The sequence below is a fragment of the Pseudomonas sp. CK-NBRI-02 genome (genome assembly GCF_008124495.1).
Taxonomy (GTDB): Bacteria; Pseudomonadota; Gammaproteobacteria; order Pseudomonadales; family Pseudomonadaceae; genus Aquipseudomonas; species Aquipseudomonas guariconensis.
Genome location: NZ_VSJH01000015.1, coordinates 24,373 through 47,646, shown reverse-complemented (window position 1 = coordinate 47,646; position 23,274 = coordinate 24,373). Strand labels below are relative to the sequence as shown.

24 protein-coding genes and 2 pseudogenes are annotated in these 23,274 nt (G+C 64.2%); 13 read left to right on the top strand and 13 right to left on the bottom strand.

Annotated elements, in window-relative coordinates; translation table 11 throughout:
* The first annotated feature begins 12 nt into the window (after positions 1-12).
* The 3 genes from DQ397_RS25005 (at position 13) to DQ397_RS11250 (ending at position 2,717) form a co-directional block, all read left to right on the top strand.
* Positions 13-768, top strand: a complete 756-nt coding sequence (locus DQ397_RS25005; protein ID WP_371906685.1) for a methyl-accepting chemotaxis protein — start codon at positions 13-15, stop codon at positions 766-768.
* A gap of 90 nt (positions 769-858) precedes the next feature.
* Positions 859-1,872, top strand: coding sequence for an ABC transporter substrate-binding protein (locus tag DQ397_RS11255; RefSeq protein WP_043211284.1), 1,014 nt, complete (start codon positions 859-861; stop codon positions 1,870-1,872).
* Positions 1,869-2,717, top strand: a complete 849-nt coding sequence (locus DQ397_RS11250) for a proline/glycine betaine ABC transporter permease (RefSeq protein ID WP_043211287.1) — start codon at positions 1,869-1,871, stop codon at positions 2,715-2,717. The genes DQ397_RS11255 and DQ397_RS11250 overlap by 4 nt, the downstream gene beginning before the upstream one ends.
* Positions 2,718-2,753: 36 nt before the next feature.
* Here the strand turns inward: DQ397_RS11250 and DQ397_RS11245 are convergent, their stop codons facing one another.
* The 4 genes from DQ397_RS11245 to DQ397_RS11230 all read right to left on the bottom strand — a co-directional run bounded on the left by DQ397_RS11245 (position 2,754) and on the right by DQ397_RS11230 (position 5,428).
* The gene (locus DQ397_RS11245) at positions 2,754-3,845 is read right to left on the bottom strand and encodes a DUF1615 domain-containing protein (protein ID WP_372240757.1); all 1,092 of its coding nucleotides are present in this window, start codon (positions 3,843-3,845) and stop codon (positions 2,754-2,756) included.
* Positions 3,842-4,393: a hydrolase gene (locus DQ397_RS11240; RefSeq protein ID WP_043211289.1), complete on the bottom strand. Its 552-nt coding sequence runs from the start codon at positions 4,391-4,393 to the stop codon at positions 3,842-3,844. The genes DQ397_RS11245 and DQ397_RS11240 overlap by 4 nt, the downstream gene beginning before the upstream one ends.
* 83 nt (positions 4,394-4,476) lie before the next feature.
* Complete coding sequence (locus DQ397_RS11235; protein ID WP_043211292.1) at positions 4,477-5,196, bottom strand: thioesterase II family protein; 720 nt, start codon at positions 5,194-5,196, stop codon at positions 4,477-4,479.
* 10 nt (positions 5,197-5,206) lie between these two features.
* Positions 5,207-5,428 (bottom strand): MbtH family protein, encoded by a 222-nt coding sequence (locus DQ397_RS11230; protein WP_043211294.1) that lies wholly within the window; start codon positions 5,426-5,428, stop codon positions 5,207-5,209.
* A gap of 167 nt (positions 5,429-5,595) precedes the next feature.
* Between DQ397_RS11230 and DQ397_RS11225 the strand changes: the two genes are divergently transcribed.
* Positions 5,596-6,213 carry a LysE family transporter gene (locus DQ397_RS11225; RefSeq protein WP_043211296.1) on the top strand — a complete coding sequence of 206 codons (618 nt, stop codon included), beginning with the start codon at positions 5,596-5,598 and terminating at the stop codon, positions 6,211-6,213.
* Positions 6,214-6,216: 3 nt separating this feature from the next.
* Here DQ397_RS11225 and DQ397_RS11220 read toward each other — a convergent pair whose 3' ends face one another.
* A complete protein-coding gene (locus DQ397_RS11220; protein ID WP_043211298.1) occupies positions 6,217-6,621 on the bottom strand; it encodes a hypothetical protein in 405 nt (134 codons plus the stop codon).
* Positions 6,622-6,839: 218 nt separating this feature from the next.
* Here DQ397_RS11220 and DQ397_RS11215 point away from each other — a divergent pair, with 218 nt between their 5' ends.
* Positions 6,840-7,700, top strand: coding sequence for a CAP domain-containing protein (locus DQ397_RS11215; protein ID WP_043211300.1), 861 nt, complete (start codon positions 6,840-6,842; stop codon positions 7,698-7,700).
* Between the two features lie 34 nt (positions 7,701-7,734).
* On the opposite strand, the gene DQ397_RS11210 is transcribed toward DQ397_RS11215, so the two are convergent.
* A complete protein-coding gene (locus DQ397_RS11210) occupies positions 7,735-8,712 on the bottom strand; it encodes a GlxA family transcriptional regulator (protein ID WP_043211303.1) in 978 nt (325 codons plus the stop codon).
* 101 nt (positions 8,713-8,813) lie between these two features.
* On the opposite strand from DQ397_RS11210, the gene DQ397_RS11205 reads away from it, so the two are divergent.
* Positions 8,814-9,425 (top strand): LysE family translocator, encoded by a 612-nt coding sequence (locus tag DQ397_RS11205; RefSeq protein ID WP_043211305.1) that lies wholly within the window; start codon positions 8,814-8,816, stop codon positions 9,423-9,425.
* A 47-nt stretch (positions 9,426-9,472) separates the two neighbouring features.
* Positions 9,473-9,802 (top strand): cupin, encoded by a 330-nt coding sequence (locus DQ397_RS11200; protein ID WP_043211307.1) that lies wholly within the window; start codon positions 9,473-9,475, stop codon positions 9,800-9,802.
* Here DQ397_RS11200 and DQ397_RS11195 read toward each other — a convergent pair.
* A complete protein-coding gene (locus tag DQ397_RS11195; protein ID WP_052352462.1) occupies positions 9,790-11,160 on the bottom strand; it encodes an MATE family efflux transporter in 1,371 nt (456 codons plus the stop codon). The two genes, DQ397_RS11200 and DQ397_RS11195, sit on opposite strands and share 13 nt — an antisense overlap.
* A 103-nt stretch (positions 11,161-11,263) precedes the next feature.
* On the opposite strand from DQ397_RS11195, the gene DQ397_RS11190 reads away from it, so the two are divergent.
* From DQ397_RS11190 to DQ397_RS11180, 3 genes are all read left to right on the top strand, one after another.
* A complete protein-coding gene (locus DQ397_RS11190; protein ID WP_043211308.1) occupies positions 11,264-11,878 on the top strand; it encodes a TetR/AcrR family transcriptional regulator in 615 nt (204 codons plus the stop codon).
* A 181-nt stretch (positions 11,879-12,059) separates the two neighbouring features.
* Entirely contained in the window at positions 12,060-14,477 is a 2,418-nt protein-coding gene (locus DQ397_RS11185; RefSeq protein ID WP_043211310.1) for a glucose/quinate/shikimate family membrane-bound PQQ-dependent dehydrogenase, read from the top strand.
* 135 nt (positions 14,478-14,612) lie between these two features.
* Positions 14,613-15,881, top strand: coding sequence for a carbohydrate porin (locus DQ397_RS11180; RefSeq protein ID WP_043211311.1), 1,269 nt, complete (start codon positions 14,613-14,615; stop codon positions 15,879-15,881).
* Between the two features lie 48 nt (positions 15,882-15,929).
* On the opposite strand, the gene argE is transcribed toward DQ397_RS11180, so the two are convergent.
* Positions 15,930-17,093, bottom strand: coding sequence for an acetylornithine deacetylase (argE, locus tag DQ397_RS11175; RefSeq protein ID WP_043211312.1), 1,164 nt, complete (start codon positions 17,091-17,093; stop codon positions 15,930-15,932).
* On the bottom strand, positions 17,086-17,760 hold the full coding sequence (locus tag DQ397_RS11170) for a DUF1028 domain-containing protein (protein ID WP_043211313.1): 675 nt from the start codon (positions 17,758-17,760) through the stop codon (positions 17,086-17,088). The genes argE and DQ397_RS11170 overlap by 8 nt, the downstream gene beginning before the upstream one ends.
* Positions 17,761-18,060: 300 nt before the next feature.
* Between DQ397_RS11170 and DQ397_RS11165 the strand changes: the two are divergent.
* Both DQ397_RS11165 and DQ397_RS11160 read left to right on the top strand, forming a co-directional pair.
* Positions 18,061-19,417 (top strand): annotated as a pseudogene (locus DQ397_RS11165) (flavin-containing monooxygenase).
* On the top strand, positions 19,417-19,833 hold the full coding sequence (locus DQ397_RS11160) for a RidA family protein (protein WP_043211317.1): 417 nt from the start codon (positions 19,417-19,419) through the stop codon (positions 19,831-19,833). Before DQ397_RS11165 ends, DQ397_RS11160 begins: the two are co-directional and overlap by 1 nt.
* Positions 19,834-19,942: 109 nt before the next feature.
* On the opposite strand, the gene DQ397_RS11155 is transcribed toward DQ397_RS11160, so the two are convergent.
* A complete protein-coding gene (locus DQ397_RS11155; protein WP_043211318.1) occupies positions 19,943-20,848 on the bottom strand; it encodes a LysR family transcriptional regulator in 906 nt (301 codons plus the stop codon).
* A gap of 242 nt (positions 20,849-21,090) precedes the next feature.
* Positions 21,091-21,606: a superoxide dismutase family protein gene (gene sodC / locus DQ397_RS11150; RefSeq protein ID WP_043211320.1), complete on the bottom strand. Its 516-nt coding sequence runs from the start codon at positions 21,604-21,606 to the stop codon at positions 21,091-21,093.
* A 182-nt stretch (positions 21,607-21,788) separates the two neighbouring features.
* Here sodC and DQ397_RS11145 point away from each other — a divergent pair.
* Positions 21,789-22,052: pseudogene (locus DQ397_RS11145) on the top strand (short chain dehydrogenase); the annotation flags it as partial.
* A gap of 67 nt (positions 22,053-22,119) precedes the next feature.
* Here the strand turns inward: DQ397_RS11145 and DQ397_RS11140 are convergent.
* Together DQ397_RS11140 and ureG are read right to left on the bottom strand one after the other, a co-directional pair.
* Positions 22,120-22,344, bottom strand: a complete 225-nt coding sequence (locus DQ397_RS11140; RefSeq protein WP_043211321.1) for a hypothetical protein — start codon at positions 22,342-22,344, stop codon at positions 22,120-22,122.
* 303 nt (positions 22,345-22,647) lie between these two features.
* Positions 22,648-23,274: an urease accessory protein UreG gene (ureG, locus tag DQ397_RS11135; protein ID WP_043211322.1), complete on the bottom strand. Its 627-nt coding sequence runs from the start codon at positions 23,272-23,274 to the stop codon at positions 22,648-22,650.

The window sequence follows — 23,274 nt, the reverse complement described above, 5'->3', positions numbered from 1 at the left end:
ACCAGCTCCGGCATGGAACAGCAGTACCGCCAGGTCGACCAGGTGGCCACTGCCTCCCACGAAATGAGCGCCACCGCCCAGGATGTCGCCCGCAGCGCGGCTCAGGCGGCCCAGGCCGCACGCGAGGCCGACCAGGCGACCCGCGAAGGTTTGGCGGTGATCGACCGCACCACCACCAGCATCGACGCCTTGGCCGCCGACATGAGCGGCGCCATGGCCCAAGTCCAAGGCCTTGCACAGAACAGCGAGAAGATCGGCTCGGTGCTGGAGGTGATCCGTTCGATCGCCGAACAGACCAACCTGCTGGCCCTCAACGCCGCCATCGAGGCGGCCCGTGCCGGCGAGGCCGGACGTGGCTTTGCTGTGGTCGCCGACGAAGTGCGCAACCTGGCACGCCGCACCCAGGAGTCGGTGGAAGAAACCCGCCAGGTGATCGAAGCCCTGCAGGCCGGGACCCAGGAGGTCGTCGGTGCCATGGACAACAGCCATCGCCAGGCCCAGGGCGGCGTCGAACAGGTCGGCCAGGCGGTCACGGCCCTGCAGCGCATCGGCCAGGCCGTGACGGTGATCACCGACATGAACCTGCAGATCGCCTCGGCCGCCGAGGAGCAAAGCGCGGTGGCCGAAGAGATCAACAACAATGTCGCGACCATTCGCGATGTCACCGAATCGCTGTCCGGCCAGGCCAACGAGTCGGCGCGGGTGAGCCAGTCGCTCAATGACCTGGCCAACCAGCAGCAGCGACTGATGGATCAGTTCCGCGTCTGAATCCTGCATCGCCGGGGCCGCTGCGCGGCCCTTGCAACCTCGTCGTCTACACTTGCCACAACCCAAGGACCGGCAACCGACGAGGCTCTGATGAAACGAATTCCAACGCTGCTGGCCGGCCTGCTGCTTGCCGTGGGCCTGGCCAGCACCGACAGCGCAGCCGCCGAGGAGCGCACGCCGATTCACTTCGGTGCCATCGGCTGGGAAAGCGGCGCCCTGACCACCGAGATCCTGCGCCTGATCGTCGAACACGGCTTCGGCTACCCCACCGATACCCTCCCCGGCAGCACCGTCAGCATGGAAGTGGCCTTGGCACGCAACGACCTGCAGGTGATCGCCGAGGAATGGGCCGGACGCAGCCCCGCCTGGGTCAAGGCCGAACAGGCCGGCCAGGTATTCGCCCTGGGCGATACGGTGAAAAATGCCGAAGAAGGCTGGTGGGTGCCGGCCTATGTGATCAAGGGCGACCCGGCCCGCAACCTGAAGGCGCTGGCGCCGGATCTGCGTAGCGTCGAAGACCTCAAACGCTACCCTCAGGTGTTTCGCGATCCGGAAACACCGGAAAAAGGCCGCTTTCTCAATAGCCCCAGCGGCTGGACCTCCGAAACAGTCAACAGCCAGAAGCTCAAGGCCTATGGCCTGGATACTCTCTACAACAATTTCCGCAGTGGCTCCGGCGCCGCCCTGGATGCGGAAATCGGCTCGGCGATCCGTCGCGGCCAACCTGTGCTGTTCTATTACTGGAGCCCTACGCCGCTGATGGGCCGCTATGACCTGGTCCGACTCGAGGAACCGCCGTTCGACCCCGTAGCCTGGGCAACCCTCACCGACGCGAAAAACCCACACCCCAAAGGCAGCCGTTCGCTGCCCGCCAAATTGTCGATCGGTGTGTCGGCGCCCTTTCGCGAGCACTACCCAGACCTGGTGGCGGTGTTCGAGAAAGTCGACCTGCCCATCGACCGCCTGAACAAAGCCCTGGCCCACATGAGCGAAACCCGCCAGTCACCACGTGAGGCTGCCTTGATGTTCCTGCGCGACCATCCAGCGGTCTGGAAGGCCTGGCTGCCCGCCGAGGTCGCCGCCAAGGTCGAGGGCGCGCTGTGAGCGCAGGGTTTCCCGATGCCTGGCAGTTCTCCTTCGCCGAATGGGTCAACCGCCTGGTCGACTGGCTGGTGCTGCGCTATGGCGATCAACTGCGCAGCTTGTCCGACCATTTGCTGCAATTGCTGGTGGGCCTGGAAAGCCTGTTGCGCTTGCTGCCCTGGTGGCTGCTGCTCCTGCTGGTCGGCCTGCTCGCCTGGCACGCCAGCCGCAGCCTGACACGCGCGCTGGTGCTCAGTGCCCTGCTGGCGCTGATCGGCATGATCGGGTTATGGGACAAGCTGCTGCAAACCCTGGCGCTGGTGCTGGTCAGTACCGGCTTGTGCGTGCTGATCGGAGTACCCCTAGGGGTCGTCCTGGCGACCCGTCCCTTGGCACGGCGCCTGGTGCTGCCGGTGCTGGACGTGATGCAGACCTTGCCGGCCTTCGTGTACCTGATCCCGGTATTGATGCTGTTCGGCCTGGGCAAGGTCCCGGCCGTGTTCGCCACCTTGGTCTACGCCCTGCCCCCCTTGGTACGCCTGACTGAGCTGGGCCTGGCGCAGATCGACCCATCACTGCTGCAAGCGGCCCACGGCCTGGGCGCCAACCGCTGGCAACGCCTGCGCCGCATCGCCCTGCCCCTGGCGTTGCCGAGCATCATGGCCGGGCTCAACCAGTCGGTGATGATGGCGCTGTCGATGGTGGTGGTAGCCTCGATGATCGGCGCCCGAGGCCTGGGCGAGGATGTGCTGTCCGGGATCCAGACACTCAATGTTGGCCAAGGTGTTGAGGCAGGGCTTGCGATCGTCGCACTGGCCATGGTCATCGACCGCATCAGCCAGGCCTACGGGCAACCACGACGTTGAGCAATGAGGCCGCGCAGCGGCCCCAAGGCGTCAGGCTCAACGCTTCATGCAGCGCTGGTAACGCTCATCGACCCTTCCTGCGAACCATGCGGTGGTCAGCTTGCGAGTGATCTTCGGGCTCTTGAGTTCGATTCCCGGCAGCACCGCACGCGGCAACGGTTTGCCCGCCTTGGCGTCCGCCAGGGCGAACACGCCTTGGTACAGATCGGTGTCCTCGAACGCCAGGCTGTCACCTTTCTCCAGCTGGCTGCGGATCTGCGGGTTGCGCAGCCCCAGCTTGACGCCCAACTTACGCGCCGCCTGTTCAGTGCTGCCCGGCATGATCGAGCCTGGCGCAATCAGGTCGCCATCGAGCGCCAGCGTCACACCACTCGCCCGGCTGAGCGCCGCCTGGAACGCCGCGTTGCGGCTGGCGTACCAGCCCGCGTTGAAATCTGCGAAGCGATACAACTGGCGTTGATAGTGGCTGGGATACCCCAGCAGGTGGGCAATACCGAAGTACAGACCGCCACGGCGGGTGAAGACCTCCTGGCGAATCGTGCCCTCATAGCTGTAGGGATAATCCTTGGCATGGCGCTCGGCGAACTCGATGCTGACCTGCATCGGCCCACCGGTACGGACCGGGTTCAGACCGCCCAGCAGCGTACGCCCCAGCGGCAGGCCGGCGATGAAGTCATCGAACAGGCCGCTCAACTGCTTTTCGCTGCGCACGGCCATCAAGCGTTGCTGGTAGGTCTTGCCATTGCCCGACGGGGTTTTCAATGCCCCATCGACCAGCAATTTGGGAATGTGCAGCCGCGCGGCGCGCCGATCGATCTCTTCGCGGGCGATGCGGCCCAGGTTCGGCACCTGAGGATCGGCATTGAACGTCGACTCCTGCTCGGTCACCGCCAGCACCGCGCACAGGTTGCTCTTGCTTGGATTGATGCGTTGGGCAGCAAAAGCGGTCTGGATATCCCGGGCCCAGCCGTCCCTGTCCTTGATCGATGCCGGCAGCAGGCGCTTGACCTGAGCCTGCACCTGGGCCGGATCGGCCTCGGAAACTTCAGGCGAGGTCGTACACCCCTGCAATACCCCCAGGACCACCAAGCCCAGTGCGGCCAGCCTGCCGCTCGTCCTGGCAGTCAAGGTTGTTCGCCCACCAGGTAAGTCTTGCTGAGGTGGCGGAACAGCGGATGATCGGCGCTGCCCATCAACTCGAACAACACCATCTCGCGGGTCACCACCTGGGCGCCGGCATCGCGCATGCGAGCCAGGCCCGCCGCCTTGCTGGCGGGGGTGCGGCTGTCGCAGGCATCCTCGACCACGAACACCTGCTTGCCCAGGCCCAAAAGGCCCAGCACGGTCTGCAACACGCAGACATGGGTTTCCATGCCACAGACGATCACCTGCTCACGCGCCATCAGGCTGGCCGGCAAGCACTCGGCGGCCACGCAAGAAAAATGCTGCTTTTCCACGATCTGCGCCGCCGGCGATGCGGCCTTGAGTTCGGCCAAGGTTGGGCCAAGGCCTTTGGGGTACTGTTCGGAAATCACCGTCGGCAGCTCCAGCTCGGCGGTCGCCGCCAACAGCCAGCGTGCTCGGGCGCGGGTGCCTTCGGGGTCGCTCATGGCGTTGATGAGTTTTTCCTGGATATCGACGACCAGCAGCGTGGCCTTGCGAGGATCGATCAGCATTGTCTGCCCTAGCCTGTGAAAATGGGCAGCCCAGGGTGGGCTGCAAAGCCCACTAGGCTGGCCGAGGCAAAGGGCGACGTCAATCAGGCACAGTGTCGAAGCGGCGCCAAGGCATCGGCCAAGAGGCCCAGTACCTGGTCTTCGTGCTGATGAATGAAGAAGTGGCCACCGGGAAAGATATCAAGGGTGAACGCACCCTGCGTCTCTTGTCCCCAGGCCTGCAATTGCACCTGGCTCGCCCGGTCGTCTGCGCCGCCCAACACATGCAGCGGGCAGTCCAGGGGCGGACGCTGACGGTAGACATAGCGCCCGCACAGCAGAAAATCCGCACGCAAGATCGGCAAGGTGAGGCTCATCAGTTCCTGGTTGGCCAGCACCTCTTCGGGCGTGCCCTGCAGCTTGCGCAACTCTTCGATCAGTTCGTCGTCGCGCCGAGGTTCACGCCATTGCACGCCGTCATAGTCCTCACGGCGGCTCGGCGCCGCGGTACCGCAGGCAAACAACGCGAGCGGCGGCGGGCAACCCTGGGCCTGCAGCGCGTGGGCAAGCTCGAAGGCCAACAGCGCACCCAGGCTGTGGCCCAACAAGGCATAAGGGGCACGGGCCGATGCGCGGTGTTCGGCAGCCAGTTGCCGGGCCAGGGCCTGCATGTCGGTCTGCAAGGGCTCGCCCAGGCGCATGCCGCGACCGGGCAGTTCCACCGGGCACACCTGCAGCCAGGCCGGCACCTTGCGACGCCAACGGCGATAGACCATGGCGCTGGCGCCGGAGTACGGCAGGCACAGCAGATTCACTGCATCCACAGGCAACGCCTCATTGAACCTGGGCCTGGGCCATCTTCTGACGCAGGCTCAGCGGCCGCATGTCGGTCCAGACTTCATCGATGTAGGCCAGGCAGTCTTTTTTCAGGCCGCTCTTGCCCACGGCACGCCAGCCGTTGGGGATCGCCTTGTAGTCAGGCCAGATGGAGTATTGCTCTTCGTGGTTGACCACTACCTGGAACACGATATCGTCGCGGTCGAATACGGACGTCATTGCCTGTCTCCTTGAATGATGAGGGCCGCTGCGCGGTGCGCAGGGCGGCTATCCAACAAACGAAAGGTCGACGGCGAAAATTAGTCGCTGTCCGTGCTTTGCAAGCAGCGCGCAGGGTGGCATAAATCCAGATCCCCCTTGGCGATGCCTATTTCGGAGATCCCCCCATGCTAGGCGTGACCGACTACGGTGCTTTCGTTGTTGCGTTCCTCATCCTCCTGGCCATCCCCGGGCCTGGCAACTTCGCGCTGATCACCGCCACCGGCAAGGGTGGCATCAAAGGTGGGCTGGCCGCGACCTTGGGCGTGATCCTGGGTGATCAGGTCTTGATGTGGTTGGCGGTGGCCGGTGTCGCCACGCTGCTGGCAGCCTACCCTGCGGCCTTCCATGTGGTGCAGTGGGCGGGGGCGGCCTACCTGGCTTGGCTCGGCCTGCGCATGGTGCTGAGCAAGCCGGGGGGCGCCCCGCGCGAGAGCCGCATGGCCAGCGGGCACTATCTGCGCCAGACGATGATGATCACGCTGCTCAACCCCAAGGCGATCATGTTCTACATGGCGTTCTTCCCGTTGTTTGTCGACCCGGTGCGCCACCAGGGCGTGGTGACTTTTGCCTTCATGGCGGTGACCGTCGCCGCGCTGACCTTCCTGTATGGCCTGATCGCGGTGCTGTTGACCCATCACCTGGCCGAGCGCATGCGCGCCAACCCACGGGTGTCCAATCTGCTGGAGCGCCTGGCAGGCGCCTGCCTGGTGGGGTTCGGGATCAAGCTGGCGGCGATGCGCTGAAAATCAGGCGTCGCGCAGCAGGTCGTGGGCATCGAGCAGACGGAAGGCCACCTGCGGGTTGCGCTCGAGGCCTCGGCGGATGGCGGCCGGAATGGCCTGGCGGGTCTTGCGGCACAGCCCGGGCTGTTCCTCCAGTTCGATACTGATACCGCGCATGGTGCGGACTTCGTTGTAGCCAGGGGCGATGCGCAGGCGAATCCCCAGTTGCTCGTACAGGCGCACCTGTAGACGCTCCAGATCGTCCAGGTCCCTGAGGTGCTCCAGGCGCTCTAGCAGGCGCTTTTCTTCCTGGCGGGTCAACAGCAGGATCCGCTGGGCCTGGGGTGGGCTTTCGTGCAGCCGCTCGCGCCCGCAATCGCAGAGGCCCGGTGGGCAGGGTTGGCGAAGGGGAAGCTCGGTGATGGTCATGGAGCAAGCATAGATCTTTCCCTGTCCAACTTCATGAGTGCGTTGCGATCGGCTGATTACACCGACACCGCACTTTTCGAGCAGCCAGGGGTCTACCCCCTCTTTTGCCGTACGCAATCGATTGCCGGCCGTTTTTTCACCATGCACAAAGCGGGGCCAAACGCCGTGTGCTTGTGTAGGATGGGCAGCTAGGCGCTGCCAGTCATAGGGAGATTTTCATGCGCGTCCTGTCATCCGTTGCCCGCTTTGCCGCCCTGACGCTGGGCCTTGTCGCCTCCACCGGTGCCTTGGCCTTTACCGGTGAAGAAGGTCAACTGATCGAGTCGATCAATGCCTATCGCAGCCAAGCCCAGCGCTGCGGCGGCGAGGCCTCCCTGGAGCTGCCGCCGCTCAACAGCGACACCCGCCTTGCGCTTTCGCCGGAAGGCACCCGGGACCTGCAACAGGCCATGAGCCGCGCCGCCTACCCCATGGTCAACGTCCAGGCGATCAGCCTGTCCGGCCCACGCGATGCCCGGGCGGCAATGAATGCCATCGAGGAAAGCTTCTGCCAGGTTGTCCTTGACCCACAATTCGTCGACATCGGTGTCAGCCAGGAAGGCCGTGACTGGCGCATCGTCTTGGCCCGCCCCCTGCTCAGCGGGCGCCTGGGTGACTGGCAGGCCGAAGGCCAGAAACTGCTGCAGGCGATCAACGCCGCACGCAAAGCGCCGCGCCAATGCGGCGGTCAACCCTTCGCCGCTGCCCCTGCCCTGAACTGGAACAACACCTTGGCCGGTGTCGCCGCCAACCACACCCGGGCCATGGCCAACCAGAACTTCTTCGACCATATCGACCGCGACGGCCGTACCCCTGGCGACCGGGCGGAGCTGGCCGGCTACCTGTACCGGCAGATCGGCGAGAACATCGCCGCCGGTCGTGACACGGCAAACAAGGTGGTCGATGGCTGGCTGGCCAGCCCCGGCCATTGCGCCACCCTGATGAACCCCGACTTCACCGAGCTGGGCGCGGCCTATGCGGTGGACCCTAAGAGCGATGCGGGGATCTACTGGACCGGGTTGTTCGGGTCGCCGCAATGATTGCCGTGGAGGTGTTCGCAACGCCGGGGGAGACTCACTCCCCTAGCCTTCCCGAGGCGCGCAGCGTCAACGCCGTACAGCCAAACCTGCGGCGTACGCACTTGCCCAGGTAACTGACATCCCCCAACCCCACCTCATCGGCGATCTGCGCCAAGCCGTGACTCGAGTTGAGCAACCGCCAGCGCGCCTGCTGCAGGCGCATCTCGAGCCACCAGGCCTTGGCCGTCATGCCGTGACTGGCCTGGAACTGGCGGTCCAGCTGGCGCCGGCTGATGCCCAGTTCTGCCGCCAGCTGTTCAAGGGTCAGGTTCGAGCCCAGGTGATGACGCATCAACGCGGTAGCACGCTGCACCGCACGCCCCTGCCCTGGCTCCTGCTCCAGGGAGCGCAAGGCATGGCGACTGTCGCGGGTCTCGTCCACGAGCATGTCGGCCAAGCCCTTGAGTGCCCGCGCCCGGCCACAGGCACGCGACAACAGTTCCACCGCCAGGTCGATGGCCGCCGTGCCCCCAGCACAGGAGATCCGTGCGCCATCGAAGCAATACAGCTGCTCGCGCAGCACCTGCACGGACGGGAATGAGGCGCGACACTCCGTCTCGTGGCGCCAGTGCACCACCACTTTGTGGCCATCGAGCAAACCACAGGCCGCCAGCAGAAACACCGCATTGTCGACGCCTACCAGCTTCAGCCCCGCCCGGACAGCGCGCTTGAGCAAAGCCCGGTAACGCGGAGCCAGCGCCGCCGTCGCCGCGGCGTTGCGCCCGCCGAACAGCACCAGGTAGTCATGGCCTTTGAAGTCCACCGATTGCGCCGTGGCCTGCACCTGAACCACCGCGCCGCTGCTCGAGGGCACAGGATCGGCAGTCAGCCCGAGCAAAGTCCAACTGCAATAGCGCTGGCGACTGTAGTCTTCGTCGTCCGCACTAAAGCGCAGTTTGTCGAGGAAAGCCCCGAACGGTAGCAAGGCGAATTCCGGCAGGGGAAGGATCAACAGACGAATGTCAGGGGTCATGCAGGGCAAGTCCAAAGATAACCGCAGAAAGTCCAGATATTACCTTAGCAATCTCGACGCTTACCCTAGACTGGCGCTCTTCACACCCAAAGGCTTTCTCCATGGCGCTGGATATTTGGCTCATCTATCTGCTGGCCAGCATTGGCTTGTCCCTGACCCCTGGTCCGAACAGCCTGCTGGCCCTGACCCACGGCGCGCTCTATGGCGCCCGTCGCACCCTGTACACCATCGTGGGAGGCGTGTTCGGATTCAGCGCGCTGATTGCCTTGGCGATGTTCGGCCTCAGTGCCCTGCTGCATACCTCAGCCTCGCTGCTGCAGGTGCTCAAATGGGTCGGTGGGGCCTATCTCTTGTGGCTGGGCATTCAGCTCTGGCGTAGCCCGGCGATGCGCCTGGAGCTTGCTGAGGGCACCACGCGTCTGGGCAACCGCGGGCTGTTCCGCCAGGGCTTTCTGTCGGCCATGGCCAACCCCAAGGTGTTGTTGTTCTATGGCGCCTTTTTGCCGCAGTTCATCGACCCTCAACGCGGTCTGGCGATGCAGTTCGTGATCATGGCGGCGACCTTTGCCAGCGTGGAGTTCGTGGTCGAATACCTGCTGGCGCGCCTGGCCTTTCGCGTGCGCCCTTGGCTGGCCAAGGGGGGGCGTGGCTTCAATCGCTGCTGCGGGACGCTGTTCGCGCTGATCGGCGTGGCGCTGCCACTGGGGCGCTGAGCCGATCTACACTCAGGGGCCTCACTGGCTTAGCACGCGAGGCCCCAATGCCCGAAAACCTGTTCACGGCCCTTCCTCCGCTCGCCCCCCAGGCGAGCGAGCAGTTCGACGAGCTTCTGCGCCGGCCGGGTCTGCGCATCGAGCGCATCGTCTCCAGTGGCCAGGCCAGCCCGCCTGGCTTCTGGTACGACCAGGCCGAAGGTGAATGGGTACTGCTGCTCACCGGCAGCGCCGGGCTCAGGCTTGAGCATGAGCCCCACGAACGGGTGCTGCGCCCCGGCGATCATCTGGATATCCCGCCCCATTGCCGGCACCGGGTGGAGTGGACCGAGGCCGGTGTGGCGACGGTCTGGCTGGCAGTGTTCTACGGCAACTGAGGCTGAACCCCCTCTGTCGGGCCACCCTGCAACTGGTAGAAGCGCCAAGGCAGCAGCAACGCCGCCACCGCCAGGCCGCAGGCAAAACCGACCCAGACCCCGACCGGCCCCAACGGCGAATGGAACGCCAGGGCGTAGCTGAGCGGCAATGCCAACAGCCAATAGCTGACCAAGGTCACGCCCACCGGCCAGCGGTAGTCCTGCAATCCGCGCAGGGCTCCCAAAGCTGTGGACTGCAAACCATCGGCGATCTGCATGGTCGCGACCACCACGAACATCGGCACCGCGATGGCGATCACCTGCGGGTCGTCACTCATGGCCTCGGCGATCGCCCGGCCAAACACCATCAGCAGCAGGGTACTGGCCACCATCCAGGCGCTGACACTGATGAAGGTGGCGCTGCCAATGGCCTTGATACGCGCACGCTGGCCTTGGCCCTGGGCCTGGCTGATGCAGATGCTCACCGCCGCGGCCATGCCCAACGGCAGCATGTACAGCAACGAGCCGATCGACTGCACCACCTGATTGGCGGCCAGCGCCGCCGTGCCCAGCCAGCCGAGCATCCAGGCCGCGATCACCACGGCGCCAGCCTCGGCCAGGTAGCCCAGCCCCAGCGGCCAGCCCTCTCCCATCAGCGTGCGCCAGGCCAACCGGGGGCCCAGGGAGGCTCGCCGGTAGACCGATAGCGAAGGCGCCAGACGCCAATAGACAAATGCCAGCAGCACAGCCAGGGACTCGGCCAGCACGCTGGCGATACCGGCGCCCAACAAGCCCAGGGCCGGCAAGCCGAAATGTCCGTGGATCAGGCCGTAGCTCAAGGGCACGTTGAACACGACCGCACTCATCACCACCAACACCGCGGCCCACGGGCGACCGACGGCCTCCAGCACGTCCTTGAACACCACGGCCAGGCAGAACGGAATCAAGAACACCGCCATCGCCTGCCAGTACGGCGCCAGTACCTTTACGTCCGGCAACGGCACGCCGGCCCATTGCAGCACCGGCAGGCTGCCCAGCATCGCCAGGCAGCCGAGGGTGCCGACCAACAGGCCGTAACCCAGCCCCGCACGCAGTGTGCGTGCCACGCCCTCGGCATCGCCGGCACCGAAGGCATGGCCCACCCGCACACTGAGGGTGGCGAGCATGCCGTAGAGCCCAGCGTGGAAGATCAACCCGGCACTGGCCGTGAGCGAAACACAGGCCAGTACCAGCGTCCCCAGCGAGGCCAGCATCAGGGTGTCGGTCAAGCTGATCAGCTCACTGGCCGAGAGTCCCAGCACCAGCGGCAAAGCCAGGCGCAGCAAGCCCGGCAATTCGGCAAGCCATGTACGTTGAGGGTGCTGCAGGGACGCGGACATGGGACAAACCTCCAATTAGCATACGCCGCGTATGCTAATGCCCCTTATTGACATACGCAACGTATGCTAATTTGCGTCCACTGTTATCACCCAGGAGCTGCCGATGCCCGCCCCTCGCCGAACCCGAGCCGCCATGAGCGCCGAAACCACCGAGCGTTTGATCGCTGTCGCCCGCCGTCAATTCGCAGAAAAAGGCTTCACCGCCGTGGTCATGGACGAACTGTGCGCCGAGGCTGACCTGACCCGGGGCGCCTTGCATCACCATTTCGGCGGCAAGGCCGGGCTGTTCACCGCCGTGGTGACGCATCTGCTCGACGAGATCAACCAAGCGCTCGATGAGCGTTTCGCCACCCATACCGATCCTTGGGAGGGCTACCTGGACACCTGTCTGCACTACTACGACCTGCTCCATGATCCCGCCCTGCGCCGCATCCTGCTGCAGGATGCTCCCGCCGTACTCGGCCCCCGCCTGCGCGAACTCGAGGAAGAAAGCTACATCGGCCCCATGGCCGCCGGATTGATGGAGCTGCAGCACGCTGGGGTGCTGCGTGACTTCGACCCGGTGGCCATGGCGCATCTGATCAACGGCGCCATGGGCGACAGCGGTATGTGGGTGATTGCCCAGGACGACCCGCAAAAGGCGGCAGAACGTGTCAAGACAGCCCTCAGATGCCTCATGGAAGGGCTTCGCCGCGCCGAATCAACGGTTTCACACTGATCACCCGAGGCGCTTGGGTAGACGCTGTTTCAGCGATTTTTCATTCATGATCTAAGCTTTTAAGCGTTATTGGAGAGTTCCGGCCCTGCGACAATCTGACCTGAAAAATAATGTACTAACTTGTTAATTAGCTTGCTAAGGGCCTAAACTGCGCGCAGTCCCACCTGCGAGATCCCTGGCAATGACACAAACACCTCGCGCCTCTGGCGCCTCAACCTTCATCCTGGTCGGACTCGGCGTGATCATCGCCCTGCTCGGCCTGCTTCTGGCCGTCGGCGGCGTCAAGCTAGCCATCCTTGGCGGTTCTTGGTACTTCCTGCTCGGCGGCCTGGCCATGGCCATGGCCGGCGGGCTCATCGCCCGCCGCAAGCCCGCCGGTGCCTGGCTGTTCGCCGCTTTCCTGGTCGGTACGGCGGTCTGGGCCGTGCTCGATGCAGGCTTGGCGTTCTGGCCGCTGTTCTCGCGGTTGTTCATGTTCTCGGCTATCGGCCTGGTCGTGACGCTGGTCTATCCGATGCTGGTGCGCGCCAGCGGTGGCAGCAGCGGCCGTGGTGCCTACGCCGTGGCCGGCGTGCTGGCCGTCGCCTTGGCGATTGGCGTTGGCAACATGTTCGTCGCTCACCCAAGCGTCGCCCCTACCGGCAAAGGCCCTGGCATGACCCCGGTCGAACCCGGCCAGGCACAGAAAGACTGGGCGCACTACGGCAATACCGAAGGCGGCAGCCGCTTCGCCGCGCTGGACCAGATCAATCGTGACAACGTGAACGAACTCAAGGTCGCCTGGACCTATCACACCGGCGATGTGGCGCTGAGCGACGGCAACGGTGCCGAAGACCAGCTGACCCCGCTGCAGGTGGGCGACAAGGTATTCATCTGCACCCCGCACAACAATCTCATCGCGCTGGACGCTGATACCGGCAAGGAGCTCTGGAAGAACGCGATCAACGCCCAATCCAAGGTCTGGCAGCGTTGCCGCGGCCTGGCCTACTTCGACGCCACCGCCCAGATCGCCCAGCCGACCCAGCCCGACAGCTCGCCGATCGCCGCCGTCAAACTGCCCGCTGGCGCCAACTGCCAGCGCCGCCTGCTGACTAACACCATCGATGGCCGCTTGATCGCCGTCGATGCCGACACCGGCGCGTTCTGCGAAGGCTTTGGCAACAACGGCCAGGTCGACCTCAAGGCCGGCCTGGGCGATGTCCCGGATTCCTACTACCAGCTGTCCTCCGCTCCTCTGATGGCCGGCACCACCGTGGTGGTTGGCGGCCGGGTGGCCGACAACGTCCAGACCGACATGCCAGGCGGCGTGATCCGTGGCTTCGACGTGATCACCGGGCAAATGCGCTGGGCCTTCGACCCGGGCAATCCAGAGGACCGCAACGCCCCGCAAGGCGACAGCACCTACGTGCGCAGCACCCCCAACAGCTGGGCGCCGATGTCTTATGACCCGGCGATGAACACGGTCTTCCTGCCGATGGGCAGCGCCTCCACCGACCTCTACGGCGTCGAGCGCAGCGAGCTGGACCACACCTATGGCGCGTCGGTACTGGCTTTGGACGCCACCACCGGCAACCAGAAGTGGGTGTTCCAGACCGTGCACAACGACCTGTGGGACTTCGACCTGCCCATGCAGCCGAGCCTGATCGATTTCACGCGGGACGATGGCAAGACCGTCCCGGCGGTGGTGATCGGCACCAAGGCCGGGCAGATCTACGTGCTCGACCGTGCGACCGGCACGCCGCTGACCCAGGTCGACGAAGTGCCGGTCAAGCCGAGCAATATCCCTAACGAGCCGTACTCCCCGACCCAACCCAAATCGGTAGGCATGCCGCAGATCGGTGCACAGACCCTGACCGAATCGGACATGTGGGGCGCCACCCCGTATGACCAACTGCTGTGCCGCATCGATTTCAAGAAGATGCGCTATGACGGCCTGTACACCGCGCCAGGCACCGACCTGTCGCTGAGCTTCCCAGGTTCGCTCGGTGGCATGAACTGGGGCAGCATCTCCACCGACCCAGTGCATGGCTTTATCTTCGTCAACGACATGCGTCTGGGTCTGTGGATTCAGATGATCCCGTCGCAGAACAAAGGCCAGGCCACCTCCGGTGGCGAGGCGCTGAACACGGGCATGGGCGCCGTTCCCCTCAAGGGCACGCCTTATGCTGTGAACAAGAACCGCTTCCTGTCCGTGGCCGGTATTCCGTGCCAGGCACCGCCTTTCGGCACCCTGACCGCCATCGACATGAAGACCCAGCAGATCGCCTGGCAAGTGCCGGTCGGCACTGTCGAGGACACCGGCCCACTCGGTATCCGCATGCACCTGCCGATCAAGATCGGCCTGCCGACCCTCGGCGGTACGCTGTCCACCCAAGGCGGCCTGGTGTTCATCGCCGGTACTCAGGACTTCTACCTGCGCGCCTACGACAGCGGCAATGGCAACGAGATCTGGAAGGCTCGCCTGCCCGTCGGCAGCCAGGGCGGCCCGATGACCTACGTCTCGCCCAAGACCGGCAAGCAGTATGTAGTGGTCACTGCCGGCGGTGCGCGGCAATCCCCTGACCGCGGCGACTACGTGATGGCCTATGCCCTGCCGTAAACCGCGCCGCCTTCTTCGCGGATAAACCCTACCCCACCGAGACCGCGTCGCTCCCTTCGCCGGTTCTCACAAAGACTCCGAGCAGCCTTTGTGGGACCGGCGAACGGGCCCTCACAGACAACCCGAGACTCCGTAATGCCCCGCGTTATTCGCATCACCCCCGCTCTTGCGCTGGCCCTGGCCAGCACCACCGCCATGGCCGACGGCGACCTAATGACCCGCAACACCCTGACCGGTGACTGGGGCGGCTTGCGCCACCAGCTCGAGGAAGATGGCATCAGGTTCACCGGCGACTACAGCGGCGAAACGGCCTACAACGCCCACGGTGGCCTGCACCGTTCGGCACGCTACTCGCAGAACCTCAAGCTCGGCGTACAGTTCGACCTCTCGAAGCTGTACGGCCTGGACAATGCTGGCAAGGTCCAGCTGACGGTCAACGACCGCCGCGGCAACAGCGCCTCCGAGGACCTGGTGGGCAACCGCCTGCCGATCCAGGAAAACTACGGCGGCCTCTACACCCGCCTGACCGAGCTCAGCTACGAGCGCACCCTGTTCACCCCGGCACTCAACGTCAAGCTCGGTTACATGGCCATGGGCAACGACCTGGGCGGGCTCGACAGCGGCATCCTGTGCAACTTCATGAACGCCGGCTTCTGCGGCCACCCGCTGAACATGTCCGGCGGCAGTGGTTGGACCAACTACCCCAACGCGCATCTGGGCGTGAGGGTCAAATACGACTTGTCGCCAGCCTGGCAGGTGCGTGTGGCAGCGTTCAACGTCGACCCCGAAAGCAACGGCAACGCCAGCCGCGCCTGGCACCTGGGGCCCAAGCACACGACCGGCACCGTGGTCCCGGTCGAGCTGGTGTACAAGCTGCAAGGCCAACTGCCTGGCGAGTACAAGCTCGGCTACTACTACGACAGCTCCGATGCCAAACGCATCGGCCGCAATGACCAAGTGTCCGGGCGCAGCGGCCATTACCTGCTGATCGACCAGGCGGTGTGGAACGACCCTGCCCTGCCGGGCCGAAGCTTGCACGCCTTCGGCCAGTATTCGGCCTCAAGCAAAGCGGCCTCGCCGTTTACCAAGTGGTATGGCGCAGGCGTCGTGCTGTACAAGCCGTTCGAAGGGCGCCCGCGCGATACCCTGGCGCTGGGCTACGGTCGCGCCGTGCCCAACCCCCGTAGCCGCGATGTACTCGAGGACGCCGCCCAGGCCGATGGCCAGGACTTCCCCAACCTGGACAGCGCCGAACAGCTGATCGAGCTGAGCTACGGCTACCAGGCCACACCCTGGCTGAACCTGCGACCGGATGTGCAGTACATCATCGAGCCGGGCGCATTCTCCGGGCAACGCATCGACAACGCGTTGGTGGTGGGACTGCAGGTCAAGGCGAGCTTCTGATCGATTGCACCTCGGGGCGCGGCGAAAGGGGCGCACGCGCCCCAAGGCTCATCGACCCGCGCTCAGGTGCTGCACCAGGCGAAGCAACATGGCATCGCAGGCCTTCAACTGCTCGACACTGATGAACTCATCGGGCTTGTGCCCCTGATCCATGCTGCCAGGCCCGCAGACCACCGTCGCAATGCCCGCCTGATCGAACAGCCCACCCTCGGTACCAAAGGCCACGGTGCCAAACTCCTCGGAGCCGCTGAGCAGCGCGACCAGTTGCGCCGCCTCGCTGTCGGCCGGGGTCGCCAGGCCAGGGTAGGCACTGAGCGGCTTCAGGCGAATGTCACTGTCTGCGCTGACCGCACGCATGCGCGGCAGCAGTTCGGCCTCGGCGTAGGTCTGCAACTGGTCGGCCACGGCCTGGGCCTCGAAGCCCGGCAAGGCGCGCACCTCGAAGTCGAACTCGCACTCGGCCGGGACGATGTTCAGCGCCCGCCCCCCTTTGATCATGCCGGTCTGCACCGTGGAAAACGGCGGGTCGAAGCGTTCGTCATGGTGCTCGGGACGCGCCAGGCCATCGCCGATCTCGCCGAGCTTGCCGATCAGGCGCGCGGCGTATTCGATCGCATTGACCCCATAGGGCGCGTACGCCGAATGGCACGCGGCGCCGTGCACCTGGCAACGCATGGCCAACTTGCCTTTGTGGCCCAGCACTGGCTTGAGCTCGGTAGGCTCGCCGATCAGGCACAGGCGCGGTTTGTGGGGACGTTGCTCGAGGGCTGCCAGCATGGAGCGCACGCCTAGGCAGCCGACCTCCTCATCGTAGGAAAACGCCAGATGCACCGGCCATTTCAACGGCTGCGCGAGAAACGCCGGCACCGCCGCCAGCACCGAAGCGATGAAGCCTTTCATGTCCGCCGTACCGCGCCCGTACAGACGCCCGTCACGTTCGGTCAACGCGAAAGGCTCGACTGTCCAGGCCTGGCCATCGACCGGCACCACATCGGTGTGCCCGGACAACACCACGCCACCCTGGTCCTTAGGGCCTATGGTGGCGAACAAGTTGGCCTTGGTGCCCTCTTCGTTGTGGAACAGCTCGCAGTCCACACCCAGCCCGGCCAGGTAATCACGAATGAAACCGATCAGCTCCAGGTTGGATTCGCGGCTGACGGTGGCAAATCCCACCAGCCGGGCCAGCAGTTCGCGACTGCTCGACTCACTCATCGCCTGGCACTCCATAGCTTGGCGCGGCGGTTGGGTTCAACGCACGGGTCACGTAGTCCTGCATCTGCGGGCGGTAGTCTTGCCACAGTTTGTCCAGCGCGCCGATAGGGTCCTCGTCCGCCCAGTCCACCCGCAGGTCTACCAGCGGCCAGGTCAGCTCACCGGCAATCTTCATCGCTGCCGAATGCACCGGCCCCGCTTCGCCGCCAGCGGCCATGGCCGCGTGCATCGCAGCCAACAGACGATCGGCCAGGTGCCCGGCCGTTTGCTCGAAGGCCGCGACCATGGCCTCGATCACCTGGATCGAGGACAACAGATTGCCTGCTGCCGCGCACTGCTCGCCAGCCACTGCGTTGTGCACGCCGAGTGCTTCCTTGCCAGTGAACAATGCCACCTGCCCCTGGCTGTCGATCACCGTCACCTGCCGGTATTCGCTCCAGCCATTGGCCGTGAGCACCCGGTCCAGCGCGGCCGCCGGCAGTTGCCCTTGCTCCAGGGCATCGAGTATTTGCGGGCCCAACGCGGGCAAGGTGATGTTCTGCGTGGCCACCGCGCCGACACCTGCACGTACCCAAGGACAACGTGCGCCTACTGCGATGCTCGATGAGCTGATGGCGATACCGAGCTGGCCGGTTTCCTGGCAACGGCCGATGATGGAAAAGGTCATGTTCTGTGGCTCCTGAGGGTCTGTCCAATGCACAGCGAAAACAACTTTTCGCGCGAATGGGAGCATTCTGGGCAGAAGCCATTGACCCACGAAACCAACTTTTTCCTAGGACCAGAAAAGGAAAAAACTAAGGCCATAAAACATCAATAAAAACGGCACTCAAATAAACAGGAAACATAGCTCAACGCCGCGCCGATCAAGGCCTTCGGTAATTTATAGGCAATCATTAGCTAAATAATATTTTCGCGTTGCAAAGCACATCCCTAGTCTGGCCACAGGCAAAGGCGGTACCCCACCGACCTGAATAAAACCGCCTTCCAAGAAGGGCTCAGACATGACATTGAACAACATCGAAATCGACACTCTCGTGGTCGGCGCCGGCCAGGCTGGCGTGGCCATGAGCGAACACCTGAGCAAACTCGGCGTGCCGCACCTGGTGCTGGAGCGCAAGCGCATCGCCGAGGCCTGGCGCACCGGGCGCTGGGATTCGTTGGTGGCCAACGGCCCGGTCTGGCACGACCGCTTCCCGGGCCTGGAATTCGACCTCGACCCGGATGCCTTCGCCGGCAAGGACCAGGTCGCCGACTACTTCGAGACCTACGTGCGCAAGTACAACCTGCCCGTACGGACCGGCATTGAAGTGAAGAAGGTGGTACGCAACGCCGACTGCCCAGGCTTCACCATCGAAACCAACGAAGGCGTGATCCGTGCCAACCGCGTAGTGGCCGCGACCGGTCCTTTCCAACGCCCGGTGATTCCGGCCATCGCCCCGAAGGACGAGCGCCTGCACCAAATCCACTCGGCCGCCTACTACAACCCCGAGCAACTGCCCGAAGGCGCTGTGCTGGTGGTGGGCGCTGGCTCCTCCGGCGTGCAGATCGCCGAAGAGCTGATGCGCGCCGGGCGCCAGGTGTACCTCTCGGTCGGGGCCCATGACCGTCCGCCACGGTCCTACCGCAACCGCGACTTCTGCTGGTGGCTGGGTGTGCTGGGCGAATGGGACGCCGAGATCGCCAAACCGGGCCGCGAACACGTGACCATCGCCGTCAGTGGTGCCCGCGGTGGCCATACCGTGGACTTCCGCGCCCTCGCCCATCAGGGCATGACGTTGGTCGGCCTGACCCAGTCGTTCGAGAACGGCGTGGTGCGCTTCCAGGACGACCTTGCCGACAACATCCGCCGTGGCGATGAGAACTACCTGGCCCTGCTGGATGCCGCCGATGCCTACATCGAGCGTAACGGCCTGGACCTGCCGCAGGAGCCAGAAGCCCGCAAGCGTCTGCCCGATCCTGAATGCGTCAGCCACCCGCTGCGCGAGCTCGACCTGGCCAAGGCCGGCGTCAACACCATCATCTGGGCCACCGGCTACGGCGTGGATTTCAGCTGGCTGCAGGTCGACACCTTCGATGCCAACGGCAAGCCGCTGCACCAGCGCGGCGTGTCCCGCGAGCCGGGTGTGTACTTCCTCGGCCTGCCCTGGCTGTCGCGCCGCGGCTCATCATTCATCTGGGGCGTCTGGCACGACGCCAAGCATGTGGCCGGCCACATCGCCACCCAACGCACATACCTGGCCTACCGCGATCGCGAACAGCGTGAAGTGGATGCCGAGCAGTCCCCAACCTCGATCCAGAAAGTCAGCACCCTCGGAGCGCACTGATGCCTACCCATACCCGTATCCGCATGTTCAACACCAAGGCGACCTACCCCAATCAGTCGCTGGACAACGACCTCTGCCAGGCAGTGCGTGCCGGCAACACGATCTATGTGCGCGGCCAGGTCGGTACCGACTTCGAAGGTCGTCTGGTAGGCCTGGGCGACCCTCGTGCCCAAGCCGAGCAAGCGATGAAGAACGTCAAGCAGCTGCTTGAAGAAGCCGGTTCGGACATGTCGCACATCGTCAAGACCACCACCTACATCACCGACCCCCGCTTCCGTGAGCCGGTGTATCAGGAAGTCGGCAAATGGCTCAAAGGCGTGTTCCCGATCTCCACCGGACTGGTGGTGGCGGGCCTGGCCCAGGCTGAATGGCTGATGGAGATCGATGTGATCGCCGTGGTGCCGGACCAGGCGTAACACCCTGGCGTTTGCGGGGTTGCTTTGCAGCCCCCTTGCGGGCAAGCCCGCTCCCCTCAGGCGACAAGGCCTTGGGGAGCGGGCTTGCCCGTTCAGGGCTCATGGAAGCTCAAAGCTTGGCCAGTTCCTCCCGGCAGAACTCGACGAACAATTGCGCAGGTTTGGTCAGTTGGACCCGCTTCAACCGCGCCGCCGCCAGCCCCGACAGGGCCACCGGCTCGGCGATGTCCAGCGTCACCAGCCGCTGTCCATCATAGGTGTATTCGGAATGTGGCCGGGTCACCAGCAACGAAAACCCGAAACCCTGCCCAACCATCCCCCGCACCATCTCGATCGAGGGCGAACTGAAGACAATGTTCGGCGTCAGGCCCATCTCGTTGAACAGGCTGACGAAATAGGTGCGGCTCGGCGCGACATCGAGCAGGATCATCGGCTCCGGGCACAAGTCACGCAGCGACACCTGAGCCTGACCTGCGAAGCGGTGCTTTTCAGGAAGCAGCACGTAGGGCTTTTGCGGCGGCATCAATGGCTCGGCTTCGATGGTGCCGTCCAGGTCATGGTCGTAGAGAAAAGCCAGATCGAATGTGCCGGCGGTCAGGCCCTGGATCAGGTCCTGCTGCTCGCCATCGCGCAGGCGGATGTCCACGCCCGGATAACGCTCACGAAAGCCTGCGATCAACCTGGGCAGATACAGCGGCGCCACCGTCTCGAAGCAGCCGATATCGATCTGCCCGGCCACGGTGTCGTTGTCGGCCAAGGCGTTCTGCTCGAACTCGTGGGTCATCTGCAGCAGCGCCTTGGTCTTGGCATAGAAGCGCTTGCCGCTGGGGGTCAGCGAAACGCCCTGGGCATGGTGGCGGATGAACAACTGGACGCCGAAGCTCTCTTCCAGGCTTTTGATGGCCGTGGAGATCGACGGCTGCGCGATGTACAGCTGGCGCGATGCCTCGGCGACGCTGCCGGCCTCCACGGTGGTGACGAAATACTTGAGTTGACGCAAGGTATAGGAAGCCACAGGTACCTCTCTGACGCCGCATGCGGCGTAGCGGATTTTTCCTGCCACCTTACCTTAGCGCTGGGCCCACCGGCGCGTGGGTGAGCAAGGATTTGCCTATGGGTTGAAGATATTTTTCATGGCACGAGCGCAGCCGTGAGGTTAAACGTGTGACGCGCAAAAGGGCCGCAGAGCGGCCCCTCCGAAAAGCCCTGGCTGTTCAGGGCGGTTACGACATCACATCGCGTATACCTGGGATGCGCTTACTGCACCACCCCGCACGCTACCCGGGCGCCGCCACCGCCCAGTTTCTCAGGATGGTCGCTGTGGTTGTCGCCACCGGCATGCACCATCAGGGCATGCTCCTTGAAATCGTCCACCTTGAGTCGAGGTGCCAAAACTGGAGTCGTAGCCTTGCCGTCGGCACCGACATACAACGCTGGCAAGTCGCCGCGATGGCCGCCTGCGTCGTACGGGCCTTTGTGAGCGTTGGTCGCCGCCGGATCCCAGTGGCCCCCGGCGGCGCCGGCCGGCACGGACTTGCCGTTCTCCTCGGCCGCGTCGCATGAAGGGCGCTGGTGCAAGTGGAAACCGTGCACACCCGGAGGCAGGTCGGCAAGATCCGGGGTGAGCAATGCCCCGTACGGGGTCTGCTCGAGGGTGACCGTCCCGATCGACTTGCCTGGGCCGTCCGGGCCGGCAAGCTGCAATTCCACCTTCTGGTCGGCCTGAGCAAGGCCGGCGGTGACCAGCAAGGCGGTCATTACCAGTGCTTTCATGTGATTTCTCCTTGGTTTGGAACAACGGACGTCTTACCTGCAGAACACGCCACCTGACAGGTGGACTGCGTACGCTGCCAGCGATTCCATTCGATCGCAGTCAGACGTACTTCTGTCTTGTGTAAGGAACCTCTACGAGGTTTGCGTTTTCTACCCGACATCCACTCAAGGAGGGCTGCACCATGCTCGATCCCGCAACCGGCATGCAACCAGGCGAACGCTACACCGTCGATAACGAGGAGCGTACCTGGCAATTCACGGGTTTCTTCCTCGATGGAAAGTACTATCTCGACACCGACCTCAACACCGCCGTCGGCTGGCTGGAGGGTACTCGGTTCTACTATGACGACCTTGACCCGGATGGCCAGCCGATCTTTGCGGATCGACTGGCCGGCACCATCGAGGATCTGGTGTTGACTCTGGTCGATGGCGCGACGCTCAAGCTCGAAGGCTCATTGCAGGGTCATCCGAGCGACGCACGCAAAGGCCTCTGAACCGCTCGAGACCTCCGGGTCAATCGAAGTCCCAGTAAGGCTGGCAGTGCCCGACTTCGGTCCAGCCCGTGCCCTCCGGGCACTCTGGCCCGAAATCCCAATAGCTGAGCAGGGCATCGCCGGCGATGGCGCCGGTCTGGACAATTGGAGACGGCGTAGCGGCCCCAGGAGCGGACTCGGTGCTGTGGGCGAACGGGGTCAGGCCCGCGGTGAACAACAGAGCGATTACGGCACGTTTTTTCATATCGTTTTCTCGTGTGTTTCTGACGTCGATGAAGCAGGCGAACCGTCATGATCTGCCTGCCGACCGGTGAGGGATCTCGTCCTTCACCTACGCCCACTGTCGTCTGGCAACGCCCCCTCTAGCACCAGGAAACCTACTCGGTCATTACGCTGAATCGATGTCGCGTTCGAGCGCCGTCCTACGCCTGCCCTCAAGACAGCTCTTTTCGCATTCCAGCGACTGCGCTGATGGGGCGAGTCACCTTCAAACTCACTCTGACGACGCTGATCTGGCCACCAGCCTCGTTCGACCATTGGGCCGCACTCAAGGAGCGCCACCTCCCAACATCCCACGCTCTACGATGAAATCGATCACCGCCTGCAACCCCTCACCCTTCTTCAGATTGCTGAAAGTCCACGGTCGCTCGGGGCGCATGCGTCGGGTATCGCGCTCCATCACCTCCAGCGAAGCACCGACATGAGGCGCCAGATCGGTCTTGTTGATCACCAGGAAATCCGACTTGGTGATGCCTGGCCCTCCTTTGCGGGGAATCTTCTCGCCTTCGGCGACATCGATGACATAAATCGTCAGGTCAGCGAGTTCCGGACTGAATGTCGCACTGAGGTTGTCGCCTCCGCTTTCGACGAAGATCACATCGAGATTGCCAAACTTACGCGTCAGCGCCTCTACGGCAGCCAGGTTCATCGAGGCGTCTTCGCGGATCGCCGTATGCGGACAACCACCGGTCTCCACCCCGACAATACGCTCAGGCTCCAAGGCACCGGCCTCGGTGAGGATGCGCTGATCCTCCTTGGTGTAGATGTCGTTGGTCACGACCGCGAGTTGGTAGTGGTCACGCATGGCCTTGCACAGGGCTTCGAGCAATGCGGTCTTGCCGGAGCCGACCGGTCCGCCGACGCCGACGCGCAGGGGGTTTTGATGACTTTGCAT